The sequence below is a fragment of the Ramlibacter sp. genome (genome assembly GCF_035655895.1).
Classification (GTDB): Bacteria; Pseudomonadota; Gammaproteobacteria; order Burkholderiales; family Burkholderiaceae_C; genus Ramlibacter.
In genome coordinates this window covers 153,613-169,333 of sequence record NZ_DASRTN010000013.1, presented here as the reverse complement: position 1 = coordinate 169,333, position 15,721 = coordinate 153,613, and the positions used below count along the sequence as shown (strand labels likewise).

Below are 15,721 nucleotides of genomic sequence, written 5' to 3'. Positions count from 1 at the left end.
CGGATGCCCGCGCCCCGTCTCGGCCTGATCTCCTTCCGCCAGCTGCTGCTGGTGGCCTTCATCCTGGTCGGCGGGCTGCTCGGCGGCACCGCCCTGCGCGCGGTGGTGGTGCTGGACGGCCTGATGGCCCAGCGCAGCGAGGCCGCGGCGGCGGCCCTCGCGCTCAATGCCAACACGCAGGTGCTGACCGAGCGCACGCTCGACATGGAGCGGGCCGCGCGCCAGTCGCTGATCCTGAACGACCGGGTCCTGCGCCGGCGCTTCGAGGACGAGTCGGGCAACGCCCGCAACGCGCTGCACAAGCTGGTCGAGCAGGGCTTGCCTGCCGCCCACGTCGAACGCTGGAACGCCCAGCTCGACGCCGTGGCGACCGTGATGCAGGGACCGCAGGAGGCGGCGCTGGAACGCGAGCGGGCCGTGGCACTGCGCTTTCGCGACTTCGACACCATCAACACCGGCATCTCGCGCGAGGTGCAGCGCCTGATCCAGACCCGCGACGAGGCGCTCGCGCGCCGGCTGGAGGCCACCCGCTACCGGCTGATGCAGCAGGTGGTGCTGGCGATCGCGCTGGCCGCCGTGCTCGCGGCCGGCCTGGGCATCTGGCTGGCCCGGCCCTTCAAACGCCTGGAAACCGCGATCGTCGCGTTGGGCCAGAACCGCCTGGACGAGCCGATCGAGATCGTCGGACCGTCCGACGTGCAGCGGCTCGGGCAGCAGATCGAATGGCTGCGGCTGCGGCTGACCGAACTGGACGCCGACAAGGCCCGCTTCCTGCGGCATGTCTCCCACGAGCTGAAGACGCCGCTGGCGGCGCTGCGCGAGGGCGTGTCGCTGCTGGAGGAAGGCGTCGCCGGCGAGCTGAACTCGCGCCAGCACGAGGTCACGCGCATCCTCGAGCACAACGTGGCGGTGCTGCAGGAGCGCATCGAGGCCCTGCTGCGCTTCAACGCCGCCGCGTTCGAGGCGCGCCAGCTGCGCCGCGAGCCCACCGACCTGCTGGCGCTGGTGCACGACCAGGTCGAAGCGCAGCGCCTGCAGTGGCAGGCCGGCGACCTGCAGGTCGAGGTCACCGGGGAGCCCGTGGTGCTGCAGGTCGATGCCGAGAAACTCGGCACGGCGGTGGCCAACCTGCTGACCAACGCCATCCGCTTCTCGCCCCCCGGCGGTACCATCCGGATCGCCCTGCTCGACCTGCCCGGCCGCGCGAGCATCGACCTGCGCGACGAAGGCCCCGGCGTGTCGGAGGCGGACCGCGAGCGCGTGTTCGAACCTTTCTACCGCGGCGAGCGCCAGCCGGTCGACGCCCCTGCCGGCACCGGCATCGGCCTGTCCATCGTGCAGGAGTACGTGGCGGCGCATGGTGGACGGGTCGAACTGCTGCAGGACGAGAAGCCGGGCGCCCATTTCCGCATCGAACTGCCCCATGCCTGAAGCGTTCTTCCTCCGCCGTGTCCGCGTGACCGCGGCCTGCCTGCTGCCTGCGCTGGCGCTGCTGGCGTGCGCGGCGCCGCCGCCCCCGCCGCCACCGGTGGTGATCCCCGTGCCCGAGCCCCTTCCCGCGCCGGCCGAACCGCCACCGCTGCCGGCGCCCCCCGCGCAGCCGGACGCCGCAGGCCCCGTCGCGGTCGTGGCGAGCGCCCTGGCCTACGCGGACCGGGTCCGCACGCTGCCACCGGCAGAAGTCGGCCAGGAGATCGCGCGGCTCGGCCCCGCCGGCCCGGCGCCGCTGGCGCAGCTGCAGCTGGCGCTCGCGCTGCTGCAGCTGAAGACACCGGCCGACGCGCAGCGCGCCGCCCAGGCCCTGCAGCGGGTGCTGGCACAGGATGCGCCGGAGGCCAAGGCACTGCATCCGCTCGCCCGGCTGCTGGCCGCCCAGGTGGCCGACCAGCGCCGACTCGAGGAGCTGGGCGAGCGCCAGGCCCAGCAGCTGCGCGACCTGCAGCGGCGCAACGAGCAGCTCAACGAACGGCTGGACGCGCTGCGGGCCATCGAACGCGCGCGCCCGCGCCCTGCCCCATGAGCACCGGCGCCCGCATCCTGGTGGTCGACGACGATGCCGACATGCTGCGGCTGCTCTCGATGCGCCTGCACGCCGCCGGCTACCAGGTCAGCGCCGTCGCCTCGGCCGAGGCGGCCCTGGCGCAGCTGGCGATCGAGCGGCCGCAGCTGGTGCTCAGCGACGTCCGCCTGCCGGGCCGCGACGGCCTGAGCCTGTTCGACGAGATCCGCCAGCGGCATCCCTCGCTGCCGGTGATCCTGCTGACGGCGCACGGCACCATCCCGGACGCCGTCGAGGCCACCGCACGCGGCGTGTTCGGCTACCTCACCAAGCCGTACGACGCGCGCGAGCTGCTCGACAAGATCCAGCAGGCGGTCGCGCTCGGTTCGCAGTCGGCGTCCGACGTGCCGGCCGACGAGCCCTGGCGCGAGGAGATCATCAGCCGCTCCAGCCGGATGGCGGAACTGCTGGCCGAAGCCCGCATGATCGCCCGCTCGGACGCCTCGGTGCTGCTGCGCGGCGACAGCGGCAGCGGCAAGGAGCTGCTCGCGCGGGCGATCCACAAGGCCAGTTCCCGCGCCCGCAAGCCCTTCGTCGCGGTGAACTGCGGCGCCATCCCCGAGGCGCTGCTGGAATCCGAGCTCTTCGGCCACATGAAGGGCGCGTTCACCGACGCGGTGGCCAACCACAAGGGCCTGTTCCAGGCGGCCGACGGTGGCACGCTGCTGCTCGACGAGATCGGCGACATGCCGCCGGCGCTGCAGGTCAAGCTGCTGCGGGTGCTCCAGGAGCGCGCCGTCCGCCCGCTGGGCTCGAGCCAGTCGATCCCGGTCGACGTGCGGATCATCTCTGCCACCCACCGCGACCTGGAGGCCGCCATGCAGACCGGGCAGTTCCGCCAGGACCTCTACTACCGGCTCAACGTGGTCACCCTCACCCTGCCGCCCCTGGGCGAGCGGCGCGAGGACATCCCGCTGCTGGCCAACCATTTCCTGCATCGGCTGGCGGCCAAGTACAACCGCCGGCTGTCGGGCTTCGCGCCCGAGGCGCTCAAGGCGCTGGCCGCCGCGCCATGGCCGGGCAACGTGCGCCAGCTCTACAACGTGGTGGAGCAGGTGTGCGCCCTGTCGACCTCGGCCCTGGTGCCGCTGGCCCTGGTGCAGCGGGCCCTGCGCGTGCCCGGGGTCGAGGTGCAGACCTACGCCGACGCCAAGCGCCGGTTCGAGCGCGAGTACCTGGTCGACCTGCTCAAGATGACCGACGGCAACGTGGCCGATGCGGCGCGGCTGGCCGGGCGCAACCGCACCGAGTTCTACCGCTTGCTGCAGAAGAACGACCTCACGCCCGGCCTGTTCAAGGCCGACGCCGGCGGGCTGTCGCCGGACGACGACAGCGGCAAATCGCCGCCGCCCAAGGGCGCGGACGCGTAGCACGCCGTTCGCTGTCGCCATCCGGCGACGGATTCGGCCGTTCCGCCGGCCGATGTCGCCTGCGGAGCGACGAAAACCCCAGCCCGACCGTCGCAAACCCTTGCTACGCCACGTTTTTCTGGGCTGGCCCAGGGTTTGCGATAGCAGGGCATGCACCCACGGGCCCGGAAGTTCGACAAGACGCTGCTGACCTTCGCGTCGCTCCTGCTCACCTGCAGCTCGGCCTTCGCCGCGTTCGGCTTCGACCAGGTGGCCGAGATCGCCCGCGCGCGCGCTGCCGCGCCGTACCGCGCGCCGACCACGGCGCTGCCGGCGGGACTCGCGGCGCTCGACTACGACGGCCTGCGCGACATCCGCTTCCGCCCCGACCGGGCGGTGTGGCGCGCGAGCGGCTCGCCGTTCGAGACCATGTTCTTCCACCGCGGCCGCTACCACCCGGAGCCGGTGCGCATCCATGAGGTCGATCCGGCCGGCCAGGTCCGGCCGCTGCCCTGGCAGAGCGCCGACTACGACTACGGCCGCAACGCCGTCACGCCGCAGGGCTGGGGTGACCTCGGCCACGCCGGCTTCCGGGTGCACTACCCGCTCAACGGGGCAGCGTACAAGGACGAGCTGGTCGTCTTCCTGGGCGCCAGCTACTTCCGTGCGCTCGGCGCCGGCCAGCAGTACGGCCTGTCGGCGCGGGGGCTGGCGATCGACACCGTGGGCGCGACCGGCCCGGAGGAGTTCCCCCGCTTCTCCGAGTTCTGGCTCGAGCGGCCGCAGGGCGACGCCCGGCAACTGGTGGTGCATGCACTGCTGGAGTCGCCGCGCGCCACCGGCGCGTACCGCTTCACGATCCGGCCCGGGACCTCGACGGTCATGGAAGTGCGGGCCCGCCTGTACCTGCGCGCGGGCGACCGTCCGGTGGCCACGCTCGGACTGGCGCCGCTCACCAGCATGTTCCTGTTCGGGGAGAACCAGCAGCGCGCGAGCGACTTCCGCCCCGAGGTCCACGACTCCGACGGCCTGATGATCGCCAGCGCCAACGGCGAGTGGCTGTGGCGGCCGCTGCAGAACCCCGGCCAGGTGCTGGTCAACACGTTCGCGGTCGACGGCCTGCGCGGCTTCGGCCTGATGCAGCGGGACCGCTCGTTCACCAGCTACGAGGACACCGAGGCCCGCTACGAGCGACGCCCGAGCGCCTGGGTCCGGCCGGTCGGCGACTGGGGCCCCGGCCGGGTGGAGCTGGTGCAGCTGCCCACGCCGGACGAGACGCACGACAACATCGTGGCGTACTGGGTGCCGGCGCAACTGCCGATGCCCGGTCAACCGCTGGACTTCGTCTACGAGCTGTCCTGGGAGGGCGACACCCAGCAGCGCCCGCCCAACGGCTGGACCGTCCAGAGCCGCCGCGGCTTCGGCTTCGTGCGGCCCGACCAGATCGCGGCGCTGGCCGGCCAGGTCCAGTACGTCGTCGACTTCACCGGCCCGGCGCTCGAGGCGCTGCCGCCGGACGCGCCGGTCCAGGCGGTCGCCACCAGCGACGCCAACGGCCGCATCGAACAAACCCTGGCGTGGTTCAACCCCGGCACACGCACCTGGCGCATGGCGCTGCGGGTGCAGCGTGCCGACCCGGCACGGCCGGTCGAACTGCGCGCCTTCCTCCAACACGGCACCGACATCGTGAGCGAAACATGGACCAACATCGTGCTTCCCGACACCGCCCGCTGAGGCATGCGACCGAGGCCGACGCCGGCGGCGGCCAGGCCTCGCGCACCGCACGCGCGCCTGCAAGGCCGCGCCTGCGCGAGGAGCGGCATCCGAACGCGGTGACGGCGCCGCCGATCCGCCGCGGCTCCATGCCCACGCAACCCTGGCGCGGCTTCTGGAACGGCGTCGCCAGTGGCCTCGCGGGCGCCGCCGGCCGGCTGCTGTCGCCGACGGCAGCCCGTGCGCGCGCGCCGCGCAGCGGCTGGGAGGCCGCCGCGGTGCGACGCCGCGCCGCCTTCGCGCTGATCGCGATCCTCAGCAGCGCGGCCGCCACCGTGCTGTTCGCACACGCGCAGCCCGAGGAATCCACGACCTGGCTGCGGTATGGGCAGATCGCGCTGTTCGCCGCGCTCTCCAGCTGGGTGGTGACCGGCTTCGTCACCGCCCTGATGGGCTTCTGGGTGACGCTGCGCGGCGATGCGCACGGGCTGTCGGCACGCAGCGTCGAGTCGCAGCCGCTCGCGGCCCAGACCCGCACCGCGATCATCATGCCGATCTGCGAGGAGCACGTGCCGACGGTCTTCGCCGGCCTGCGCGCGACCTGCGAGTCGCTGGCCGCGACCGGCCACGCGGGTCAGTTCGACGTGTTCGTGCTGTCCGACAGCAGCAGCCCCGCCACCGCCGCGGCCGAGCGCGCCGCCTGGGAGGCGCTGCGCGCCGCCCTCGCGGTGCAGTCGGGCGTGCAGCCCGAGGTCTACTACCGCCGCCGCACGCGCCGCACGCACCGCAAGGCCGGCAACGTGGCCGACTTCTGCCGGCGCTGGGGGCGCGACTACGACTACATGGTGGTGCTCGACGCCGACAGCGTGATGAGCGGCGACTGCCTGGTGACGCTGGCCAAGCTGATGGACGCCAACCCGAAGGCCGGCATCATCCAGACCGCCACCCAGCCGATCGGCCACGTCACGCTGCACGCCCGCGCGCAGCAGTTCGCCGCTCGCGTGACCGGCCGCCTGTTCACGCTGGGCCTGCAGTTCTGGCAGCTGGGCGAGTCGCACTACTGGGGCCACAACGCCATCCTGCGCATCGCGCCGTTCATGGCGCACTGCGGGCTGGCGCCGATCCCCGGGCGCGGCGGGCTGTCGGGCGGCATCATGTCGCACGACTTCGTGGAAGCGGCCCTGATGCGCCGCGCCGGCTACCACGTGTGGCTGGTGCCCGACCTGGGCGGCAGCTACGAGCAGCAGCCGCCGGACCTGCTGTCCGAGCTGCAGCGCGACCGCCGCTGGTGTCAGGGCAACCTGCAGAACGCCCGCCTGATGTCCGAGCCGGGCATCCACCGCGTGCACCGCGCCATGTTCGCGATCGGCGCGATGTCGTACCTGTCGGCTCCGCTGTGGCTGGCCTTCCTCGTGTTCGGCACCGCGCTGTGGATGCAGGGCAGCCACGCCCTGCCGGACATGGACACCGCCCCCATCGAGCTGCTGGGCCTGTGGGCCTGGACGCTGTGCATGCTGTTCCTGCCGCGCGTGCTGGGCCTGGTGGCCGTGGCGCTGCGCCGCGAGCAGCGGGCTTTCGGCGGCACCGGACGCCTGCTGGGCAGCGCGGTGATCGAAACCGTGCTGGCGCTGCTGCAGGCTCCCGTGCGGATGCTGGCGCACTCGCTGTTCGTGGTGGTCGCCCTGACTGGCATGAAGCTGCACTGGACCTCGCCCCCGCGCGAGGCCACCGGCCTGCGCTGGCGCGACGCGGCGGCCCAGCTGCTGCCGCTGACCAGCGTGGTCGGCGCCCTCGCGGTGGGCGTCGCCTGGATCGACCCGGCGGCCATCGTGGCGCTGCTGCCGGCCGCCGCGCCGCTGGCGCTGTCGGTGCCGCTGGCCGTGCTGACCAGCCACGTTCCGATGGGCGCTTGGCTGCGCAGCCGGGGCTGGATGCTGATTCCCGAGGAGTCGTGGTCGCCGGCGGTGCTGCGCCGGGCGCGGCTGCATGCCGGCCACGCGGCCCGGCTGAGCGCGGCCTGAACGGCCGCCCCAGCCGGCCGGCTCACTCGATGCGGGCGCCGGAGGCCTTGACCAGCGCGCCGGCCGCCTCGTAGTCGGCCTTGAGCAGCTGCTGGAAGCCGTCGACCGGCATGGTGCCGGTCTCGATGCCCAGGCGTGCCAGCCGCTCCTGCACCACCGGCTCGCCGAGCACCTTGTTGACGGCGGCGTTCAGCCGGTCGACCTCGGCGCGCGGCATGGTGGCGGGCGCCAGCAGGCCGAACCACGTGTCGAACTTGTAGCCCTGGACGCCGCTCTCGGCGACGGTGGGCAGCTCGGGCATGAACTTGGAACGCTGCGTGCCGGTGTAGGCGAGCAGCTTGATGCGCGGGTCCTGCTTGAAGGCGGTGACGCCCAGCAATGCCGAGGTGACCCCCTGCACCCGACCGGCGAGCACCTCGTTGACGGCGTCCCCGGTGGACTTCATGGGCACATGCTGCATCTCGATCCCGGACTTGGCCAGGAAGTAGGCCATGCCCAGGTGCGTGGCGCTCCCGTTGCCGGCCGAGGCGTAGTTCAACTGGCCCTGCTTGCTCTTGAGCAGCTTGATGTAGTCGGCCAGGGTGTTGACCCCCAGGTTGCCCGGAGCGGCGATCACATAGCCGGAATTGCCGATGTAGGCGACGCCGGTGAAGTTCTTGATCGGGTCGTAGTCGAGCTTGGTGTACAGGTGGCCGGCCAGGGTGTGGCTCGCCGCTGCGAGCACCAGCGTGTTGTTGTCCGTCGTCCTGGCCACCTGCGCCGTCCCGATGGTGCCCCCGGCGCCGGGGCGGTTCTCGACCACCACCGACGCGCCAAGCGCCTGACCGAGTTCGGCGTTGAAGGTGCGGGCGATGGTGTCCTGCACGGCGCCGGGGCCGAACGGCACGACGACGCGGATGACGCGCTGGGCGAGCGCGGGAGTGGCCGCGGCGGCGGCGAGGACCAGCGCGACGGCGGCGCGGCGGAAGCGGGTGTTGGGCATGAGGGGTTCCTGTCAGGGTTGGGCGAGCCACCGGTGGGCCAGCCGCACGTAGTAGCTGGCGCCGATCGGGATGATCTCGTCGTTGAAATCGAACGACGTGTTGTGGATGATGCAAGGACCGGGCCCGTGGTCGGGCATCCGGTGGCCCCCATCGCCGTTGCCGATGAAGGCGTAGCAGCCCGGCTTGACCTTCAGCATGTGGGCGAAGTCCTCGGCCGCCATGACCCCGGGGTAGCTGACGTCCACGCGCTCGGCCCCGACCACTTCGCGCATCACCTCGGCGGCGAAGGCCGCTTCCCTCGCATGGTTCACCAGCGGCGGTGAGGCGCGGCGGAAGAAGACCTCCGCTCGGCACCCGTGTGCCTGCGCGATGCCGTCGGCGAGCCGGCGCACGCCGCTCTCGATCTTGTCCGTCGCGTCTTCCGAGAAGGTGCGGGCGGTGCCGCCGACCCAGGCTTCGTCCGGGATCACGTTCGGCGCGCCCGAACCCTGGATCTGCGTCACGGCCAGCAGGGCCCGCTCGGTGGACGCGATCACCTTGGGCACCAGCGTCTGCAGCTGCTGGCCCAGGTCGATCACCGCGGCGACCGGGTCGACCCCGGTGTGCGGCAGCGACGCATGGGTCCCACGGCCGTGCATGGTCACCTTCCAGGTGTTGCTCGACGCCATCAAGGCGGACGGGTTGGTGGCGAACGCGCCGACGCGCTCGATCGCGAAGTTGTGCAGCGCGAACACCGCCTCGCAGGGGAACCGCTCGAACAGGCCGTCCTCGATCATCTTCAGCGCGCCGGCCTTGCCCATCTCCTCGGCCGGCTGGAAGATGAAGTTGACCGTGCCGTCGAAGTCCCGCGCGCGCGACAGGTGCCAGGCCGCGGCCAGCAGCATGGTGGTGTGGCCGTCGTGGCCGCAGGCATGCATGCGGCCGTCGTGCTGCGAGCGGTGCGGGAAGCGGTTTTCCTCCTGCAGCGGCAGGGCGTCGAGGTCGGCGCGCAGCCCGATCGTGCGCGGGCCGCTGCCGCAGCGCAGGACGCCCACCACCCCGGTGCCGGCCACGCCGGTGTGGACCTCGATGCCCCATTCACGCAGCAGGTCGGCCACGATCTTGGAGGTGCGGTGTTCCTCGAAGCCGAGTTCGGGATGGGCGTGGATGTCGCGCCGCAGAGCCACGAAGCGTGAGATGTCGGCGAAGCTGTCGACCAGGTTCATGCTGTCCTTTCAGAGAGGGAAAGGAGTATAGGAAGCAAGAAAAAAGCCGGGTCGGGCCCGGCTTGCTGGTCTGGTCTTGCCTGGTCCGGGCGACGCTGCCCGGGCGCGCCGCCTCAGAACGGCAGCTTGGGCATCCCGCCCTTGCCGGCGCCCATGCGCCGCATCATCTTCATCAGGCCGCCGCCCTTCATCTTCTTCATCATGCCCTGCATCTGCTCGAACTCGTTGAGCAGGCGGTTGACCTCCTGGACGTGGACCCCGGCGCCGGCGGCGATGCGGCGCTTGCGGGTGGCCTTGATGATCTCGGGCTTGCGGCGCTCCTGCGCCGTCATGCTGCAGATGATCCCTTCCTTGCGGCGCATGTCGCGCTCGGCCTTGTCCATGTCGACCTGGCCGGCCTTGGCCTGGACCTGCGCCGGCATCTTGTCCATCAGGGTGGACAGCCCGCCCATCTGCTTCATCTGCTGGATCTGGGCCAGGAAATCGTTGAGGTCGAAGCCCTCGCCGCTCTTGACCTTGGCCGCCAGCTTCTGCGCGGCCTCCATGTCGACGCCAGCGGTCACCTGCTCGACCAGGGCGACGATGTCGCCCATGCCCAGGATGCGGCCGGCGTGCCGCTCGGCATCGAACACCTCCAGGCCGTCGATCTTCTCGGAGACGCCGGCGAACTTGATCGGGGCGCCGGTGATCTGGCGCACCGACAGCGCCGCGCCGCCGCGCGAGTCGCCGTCCATCTTGGTCAGCACGATGCCGGTCAGCGGCAGCGCTTCCTTGAAGGCCTTGGCGGTGTTCACCGCGTCCTGGCCCTGCATGGCGTCGACCACGAACAGCGTCTCGACGGGGTTCAGGGCCGCGTGCAGCTCCCGGATCTCGCGCATCAGCGCCTCGTCGATCGCCAGCCGGCCCGCCGTGTCGACCAGCAGGACGTCGAAGTACTGCTTGCGCGCGAAGTCGAGCGCCGCCCGCGCGATGTCCAGCGGCTTCTGGTCGGCCGAGCTCGCGAACCACTCGGCGCCCGCCTGGCGGGTCACGGTCTTGAGCTGCTCGATGGCCGCCGGGCGGTAGACGTCGCCGGAGACGGTGAGCACCTTCTTCTTGCGCTTCTCGATCAGGTGCTTGGCCAGCTTGGCGGTGGTGGTGGTCTTGCCGGCACCCTGCAGGCCCGCCATCAGGATCACCGCCGGCGGCTGGGCGGCCAGGTTGATGTCGGACACCCCGGTGCCCATCGTGGCCACCAGTTCGCGGTGGACGATGCCCACCAGCGCCTGGCCCGGGTTGAGCGAACCCACCACTTCCTGGCCGAGCGCCTTGTCCTTCACGCGGGCGATGAACTCGCGCACGACGGGCAGGGCGACGTCGGCCTCGAGCAGGGCCATGCGCACCTCGCGCAGCATGTCCTGGACATTGGTGTCGGTGATGCGCGCCTGGCCGCGCATTTCCTTGACCAGGCGGGAGAGTTTGTCGGAGAGGGCGGACGCCATGGGAGTTGCCTCGATGCGCGCGCGGCGCGTTGCGGGCGGCTCGTGGAAGAGCCGGGGCGACGCAGGGACTACACTGCGGGCCATGATTCTAGCCAGTGCTTCCGGCACCGACATCGTCATGTCGGCCACCGCAGCGGGCGTCTATCTGTATCCCGCCGCGGTGGGCGACCGGCTGAGCCTGCGGGCACGCCGCGCGGCCGCCTTGGCCGCCTGGCTGCTGCACGCCGCGGTGCTGGCCTGGTCCCTCTTCGGCCGCACCCCACGGTTCGGTTTCGCCCCCGCGCTGTCGGTCACCGCGTGGCTGGTGCTGACGGTCTATGCCGTCGAACGCGAGGTGTTCCCGCAGCTGCAGCTGCAGCGCGCGCTGGCCGTCCTGGGCGCCGCGTCGGTGCTGCTCGCAGTGGCCTTCCCGGGCGTGCCGCTGCATCCGGCGGCCTCGCCCCTGCTGCCCCTGCACTGGGCCCTGGGCATCGCCTCCTATGGCCTGTTCGCCGCCGCGGTCCTCCATGCCTGGCTGCTGCGGCGCAGCGAGCAGGCGATCCGTCGCGCCGACACGCCGCAGGGCGGCCTGCCGCTGCTCACGCTGGAGCGCCTGACCTTCCGCTTCGCGGCCGCTGGCTTCGTGCTGCTGTCGGCGACGCTGCTGGCCGGCACCCTCTTCAGCGAGTATTTCTACGGCCGCGCCTGGCGCTGGGAACACAAGACGGTGTTCTCCTTCCTCGCCTGGGGTGCCTTCGCGCTGCTGCTGCTGGGCCGGGCGCGCTTCGGCTGGCGCGGCCGCACCGCCGTGCGGGTGCTCTACACCGGCTCCATCCTGCTGCTGCTCGCCTACGTGGGCTCGCGCTTCGTGCTGGAAGTCGTCCTGGGTCGGGTGGCATGAAGTACCTGCTGCTGTTCGCGCTGCTGGTGGTCGCCTACGCCGCGTGGCGTGGCGCCCGTGCACGCGCCATCGACGAAGGCCAGCCGCCGCGCCCGCCGGCGGCGCCGGCCCTGCCGCAGGACATGGTCCGCTGCCCGGTCTGCTCGGTGCACCTGCCGCGTCCCGAGGCAGTGCCGGGGCAGAGCGGCCGCCTGTACTGCAGCCCCGAGCACCGCCGCCTGGGCGGCAACTGACCGTGCGGCTGCTCCCGCCCGAACCGCCGGCTCCGCCGGTCCTCGCGGACGACTCGGCCTTCGTGCGCCTGTGGCTGGGATTCGGCACGGCGCGCGTGGTGACCGGTGTCGTCCTGCTGACGCTGCTGCTGGGGATGCAGTGGCTCAATCCCGCACCCATCGTGTCGAATTGGGTGCTCGGCATGTGTGCCGCCTACCTGGCCGCCACGCTGGCGGTGCGCCTGCTGATGCGACCGACCAGCCCCGGGACGGCATTCGATCCGCAGTGGGTCTCCAGCATCGGCGTCGACCTGGTGGTGTTCTCGGCCCTGCAGTTCATGCAGGCCGGCGGCATCTACTACGCGCCGCTGTTCGCCGTGCCGGTGCTGATGGGCGCCATCCTGGGCAGCTCCGTGCTGGCCTTCGGCACGGCCGCCGGGGTGACCCTCCTGCTGCTCGCCGAAGCCTGGGTGCTGACGCTGCAGATCCCGGTGGAGGTGGCGCCGCGCTTCCTGCAGGCCGGCCTGACCGGCACCGGCTTCTTCGCCCTCGCCTTCCTCGCGCACCAGCTCGCCCTGCGCCTGCAGCGGGAAGAGGAGGCGGCGCGTGCCGGCCGCAAGGCGGCCTTCGTCCAGGCCCAGGTGAACCAGCTGGTGATCGACACGCTGGCCGACGGCGTGCTGGTGGTCGATGCGCAAGGCGAGGTCCGGGCCGCGAACCCCGCGGCCCGCGCCCTCCTGGGCCCCGGCCTGGCGACGCTGGTCGCGCCCGCCCCGGTCCGCCTGGCCGACCAGGCCGGCTGGGCACCGCTGGTCGCGATGGCGCAGCGCACCTTCCAGGCGCGCGAGCCGCAGATGGCCGACCTGACCATCCAGCTGGCCGGTGCGGGCCCCCGGCGCATGTACGCGCGCACCCGGCTGACCCGCTCGGACGACCAGCCGGACGACGCGCTCTGCGTGGTGTTCCTGCAGGACCTGCGCGAGCTCGAGGCCCGGCTGCGCACCGAGAAGCTGGCGGCCATGGGGCGCATGTCCACCGCGGTGGCCCACGAGATCCGCAACCCGCTGGCCGCCATCTCCCAGGCCAACGAGCTGCTCGACGAGGAACTGGAGAACGCGGTCCACAAGCAGCTGAGCGGCCTGGTGCGCCAGAACGCCCAGCGCCTGGCGCAGATCGTCGACGAGATCCTGGACATCGCGCGCGTGCAGCACCAGCCCGCCCACCTGGCGACCGCCGTGCTCGAGCTCGACGCGGTCGTGCGCTCCACCTGCGGAGACTGGGCGGTCCAGAACCACGCGCAGCAGCGCCTGCAGGTGGCGCTGGACGCCCCCGGCGACGTGGTCGTGTTCGAGCCGCAGCACCTGCGCCGGGTGCTGGTGAACCTGCTGGACAACGCCTTGCGCTACTCGGGCACGCGACCCGACTCGATCCAGGTCGCGACCACCCTGGACGGCGTGCCGGTGCTGACGGTGTGGAGCGACGGCCCGATGCTCGAGGAGGCGGTCGAGAGCCATCTGTTCGAGCCCTTCTTCTCGTCCGAGAGCCGCTCCAGCGGACTGGGCCTCTACATCTGCCGCGAGCTGTGCCAGCGGCACGGCGCCAGCATCGGCTACCGGCGCGGCGCGGCCCCGGGCGGCGACCAGCGCGATGGCAACGCGTTTTTCGTGGCTTTCCGCACGCCGCATGCGGTTGCCGCAACGCGGCCGTTTGCGAAAATAGCGGCGTGAATCCGCAGGCGGCAACCCCCATCGCCCATGTCCTGGTCGTCGACGACGAGCCGGACCTGCGCACGCTCTACGAGCTCACGCTGCTGCGCGAGGGCTACCGCGTCGAGGCGGCCGGCACCCTGGCCGAGGCCTGGCAGCAGCTCGAGGACCATCGCTTCGACGCGGTGATCACCGACATGCGGCTGCCCGACGGCCTGGGCCTGGAGCTGCTGCAGCGCATGTCGCAGCAGCAGCGCGCCGAGCGCTGCATCGTCATGACCGCCTACGGCTCGGCCGAGAACGCGGTCGAGGCGCTCAAGGCCGGCGCCTTCGACTACCTCACCAAGCCCGTCGACCTCAAGCAGTTCCGCAGCGTGGTCGCCTCGGCCATCCAGGATCGGCCGCCCGGGGCCAGGCCCCGCACCGCGCCGGCGGCTGCGCGCACCGAACGGCCGGGGTCCAGCCAGGCGGCGCTCGATCGGCTGGTGGGCACGTCGGCGCCGATGCTGCAGGTCAAGGACCGCATCGCCAAGGTGGCGCGCAGCATGGCGCCGGTGCTCGTGCGCGGCGAATCCGGCACCGGCAAGGAGCTCGCCGCGCGCGCCCTGCACGCCTGCAGCCACCGGTCGGACGGCCCGTTCGTCGCGGTCAACTGCAGCGCCATCCCGGAGGCCCTCCTCGAGGCCGAGTTCTTCGGTGCCCGCAAGGGCTCCTACACCGGGGCGACCGCCGACCGCGAAGGCTACTTCCAGGCCGCGCGCGGCGGCACGCTGTTCCTCGACGAGATCGGCGACCTGCCGCTGGCCATGCAGTCCAAGCTGCTGCGCGCCATCCAGGAGCGCCAGGTCCGCGCCCTCGGCTCGACGCAGGAGGATGCGGTGGACGTGCGCATCGTCAGCGCGACGCACCGCGACCTGGCGACCGACGTGGCGGGCGGCCGCTTCCGCCAGGACCTCTACTACCGCCTGAACGTCATTGAGATCGTGGTGCCGCCGCTGCGCGAGCGCCGCGAGGACCTTCCCGCCCTGTGCGAAGCCCTGCTGGCGCGCATCGCCCACGACACCGGGATGCCGCCGCCGGCGCTGTCCGAGCAGGCCCTGTCGCAGTTGGCGGCCCATCCGCTGGCAGGCAACGTGCGCGAGCTGGAGAACCTGCTGCACCGCGCCGTCGCGCTGTCCGACGGGCAGTCGCTGCAGGTCGACGCCTTCGTGGCGGCGCCGTCGCCCACCCCGGCGGCCGCCGACGCGCCGCCAGCGGCCGAGTCGGCCCCGGTGCCGGTGGCACCCGACACCGCGGTGCGCGCCCCCATGCCGTCGGACCTGCAGGCCTGGCTCGACGACCAGGAACGCGAGATCCTGGTGCGCGCCCTGCAGGAGACCGGCTTCAACCGCACCGCCGCCGCCCAGCGCCTGGGCCTGAGCCTGCGGCAGATCCGCTACCGCATCGCCCGGCTGGCGATCGCCGTGCCCGGCGGGGACGAGCCCAGTGAACCCGCCGCCTGCTGACGACGCGCTGTGGGACGGCGGCTGGTACCGCTTCGCCCGCCGCCTCGATTCGCCCAACTTCGGCCCGCGCCCTGCGCAGGCGCGGGTCGACCTGGTGGTCGTCCACTCCATCAGCCTGCCGCCCGGCCAGTACGGCGGCGACGAGGTGCAGGCCCTGTTCACCAACACCCTCGACTGGACCGCGCACCCGTACTTCGGGCAGATCGAGGGGCTGCAGGTGTCGTCGCATTTCTACGTGCGCCGCGACGGCCAGCTGTGGCAGTTCGTCAGCTGCGACGACCGGGCCTGGCATGCGGGCGCCTCGTCGTGGCGGGGCCGCGGCAACTGCAACGACGACTCGGTCGGGATCGAGCTCGAGGGCCTGGAAGGCGACGCGTTCGAGCCGGCGCAGTACGAGGCGCTCGCGGCGCTGTGTGCCGCGCTGGCGCAGCGCTACCCCGTGCGCCACGTGGCCGGGCACGAGCACGTCGCGCCCGGCCGCAAGCAGGACCCGGGACCGGGCTTCGACTGGCCGCGCCTGCAGCGCAGCCTCGGCTGGCCCGCCGCATCGTTCCCCTGAACGTCGGCGAAGCGCGGCTGCCGCCTGGCTGGTCGCGCAGCGCCGTTC

Annotated in this window: 13 protein-coding genes; 10 read left to right on the top strand and 3 right to left on the bottom strand. The window is 72.3% G+C overall.

What is annotated here, in order from left to right; translation table 11 throughout:
• Nucleotides 1–3: 3 nt before the first annotated feature.
• The 5 genes from VFE82_RS15145 (at nt 4) to mdoH (ending at nt 7,142) form a co-directional block, all read left to right on the top strand.
• On the top strand, nt 4–1,431 hold the full coding sequence (locus VFE82_RS15145; protein ID WP_325001149.1) for a sensor histidine kinase: 1,428 nt from the start codon (nt 4–6) through the stop codon (nt 1,429–1,431).
• A complete protein-coding gene (locus tag VFE82_RS15140) occupies nt 1,424–2,020 on the top strand; it encodes a hypothetical protein (protein ID WP_325001148.1) in 597 nt (198 codons plus the stop codon). Before VFE82_RS15145 ends, VFE82_RS15140 begins: the two co-directional genes overlap by 8 nt.
• A complete protein-coding gene (locus VFE82_RS15135) occupies nt 2,017–3,429 on the top strand; it encodes a sigma 54-interacting transcriptional regulator (protein WP_325001147.1) in 1,413 nt (470 codons plus the stop codon). Before VFE82_RS15140 ends, VFE82_RS15135 begins: the two co-directional genes overlap by 4 nt.
• A gap of 150 nt (nt 3,430–3,579) precedes the next feature.
• The gene (locus tag VFE82_RS15130; protein ID WP_325001146.1) at nt 3,580–5,142 is read left to right on the top strand and encodes a glucan biosynthesis protein G; all 1,563 of its coding nucleotides are present in this window, start codon (nt 3,580–3,582) and stop codon (nt 5,140–5,142) included.
• Nucleotides 5,106–7,142 carry a glucans biosynthesis glucosyltransferase MdoH gene (mdoH, locus tag VFE82_RS15125; protein ID WP_325001145.1) on the top strand — a complete coding sequence of 679 codons (2,037 nt, stop codon included), beginning with the start codon at nt 5,106–5,108 and terminating at the stop codon, nt 7,140–7,142. Before VFE82_RS15130 ends, mdoH begins: the two co-directional genes overlap by 37 nt.
• 22 nt (nt 7,143–7,164) lie before the next feature.
• Here mdoH and VFE82_RS15120 read toward each other — a convergent pair whose 3' ends face one another.
• The 3 genes from VFE82_RS15120 to ffh all read right to left on the bottom strand — a co-directional run bounded on the left by VFE82_RS15120 (nt 7,165) and on the right by ffh (nt 10,811).
• Entirely contained in the window at nt 7,165–8,124 is a 960-nt protein-coding gene (locus tag VFE82_RS15120; RefSeq protein ID WP_325001144.1) for a tripartite tricarboxylate transporter substrate-binding protein, read from the bottom strand.
• 12 nt (nt 8,125–8,136) lie between these two features.
• Entirely contained in the window at nt 8,137–9,330 is a 1,194-nt protein-coding gene (locus VFE82_RS15115) for a M20 aminoacylase family protein (protein WP_325001143.1), read from the bottom strand.
• Between the two features lie 113 nt (nt 9,331–9,443).
• Complete coding sequence (gene ffh / locus VFE82_RS15110) at nt 9,444–10,811, bottom strand: signal recognition particle protein (protein WP_325001142.1); 1,368 nt, start codon at nt 10,809–10,811, stop codon at nt 9,444–9,446.
• A gap of 82 nt (nt 10,812–10,893) precedes the next feature.
• On the opposite strand from ffh, the gene VFE82_RS15105 reads away from it, so the two are divergent.
• The 5 genes from VFE82_RS15105 to ampD are packed head-to-tail and all read left to right on the top strand — an operon-like array spanning nt 10,894 to nt 15,673.
• Nucleotides 10,894–11,691, top strand: a complete 798-nt coding sequence (locus VFE82_RS15105; protein ID WP_325001141.1) for a cytochrome C assembly family protein — start codon at nt 10,894–10,896, stop codon at nt 11,689–11,691.
• Nucleotides 11,688–11,924 carry a PP0621 family protein gene (locus VFE82_RS15100; RefSeq protein ID WP_325001140.1) on the top strand — a complete coding sequence of 79 codons (237 nt, stop codon included), beginning with the start codon at nt 11,688–11,690 and terminating at the stop codon, nt 11,922–11,924. The genes VFE82_RS15105 and VFE82_RS15100 overlap by 4 nt, the downstream gene beginning before the upstream one ends.
• A 2-nt stretch (nt 11,925–11,926) precedes the next feature.
• Nucleotides 11,927–13,630 (top strand): sensor histidine kinase, encoded by a 1,704-nt coding sequence (locus VFE82_RS15095; RefSeq protein ID WP_325001139.1) that lies wholly within the window; start codon nt 11,927–11,929, stop codon nt 13,628–13,630.
• Nucleotides 13,627–15,114 (top strand): sigma-54 dependent transcriptional regulator, encoded by a 1,488-nt coding sequence (locus VFE82_RS15090; RefSeq protein ID WP_325001138.1) that lies wholly within the window; start codon nt 13,627–13,629, stop codon nt 15,112–15,114. The genes VFE82_RS15095 and VFE82_RS15090 overlap by 4 nt, the downstream gene beginning before the upstream one ends.
• Nucleotides 15,095–15,673 (top strand): 1,6-anhydro-N-acetylmuramyl-L-alanine amidase AmpD, encoded by a 579-nt coding sequence (ampD, locus tag VFE82_RS15085; protein WP_325001137.1) that lies wholly within the window; start codon nt 15,095–15,097, stop codon nt 15,671–15,673. Before VFE82_RS15090 ends, ampD begins: the two co-directional genes overlap by 20 nt.
• The last annotated feature ends 48 nt before the right edge of the window (nt 15,674–15,721 follow it).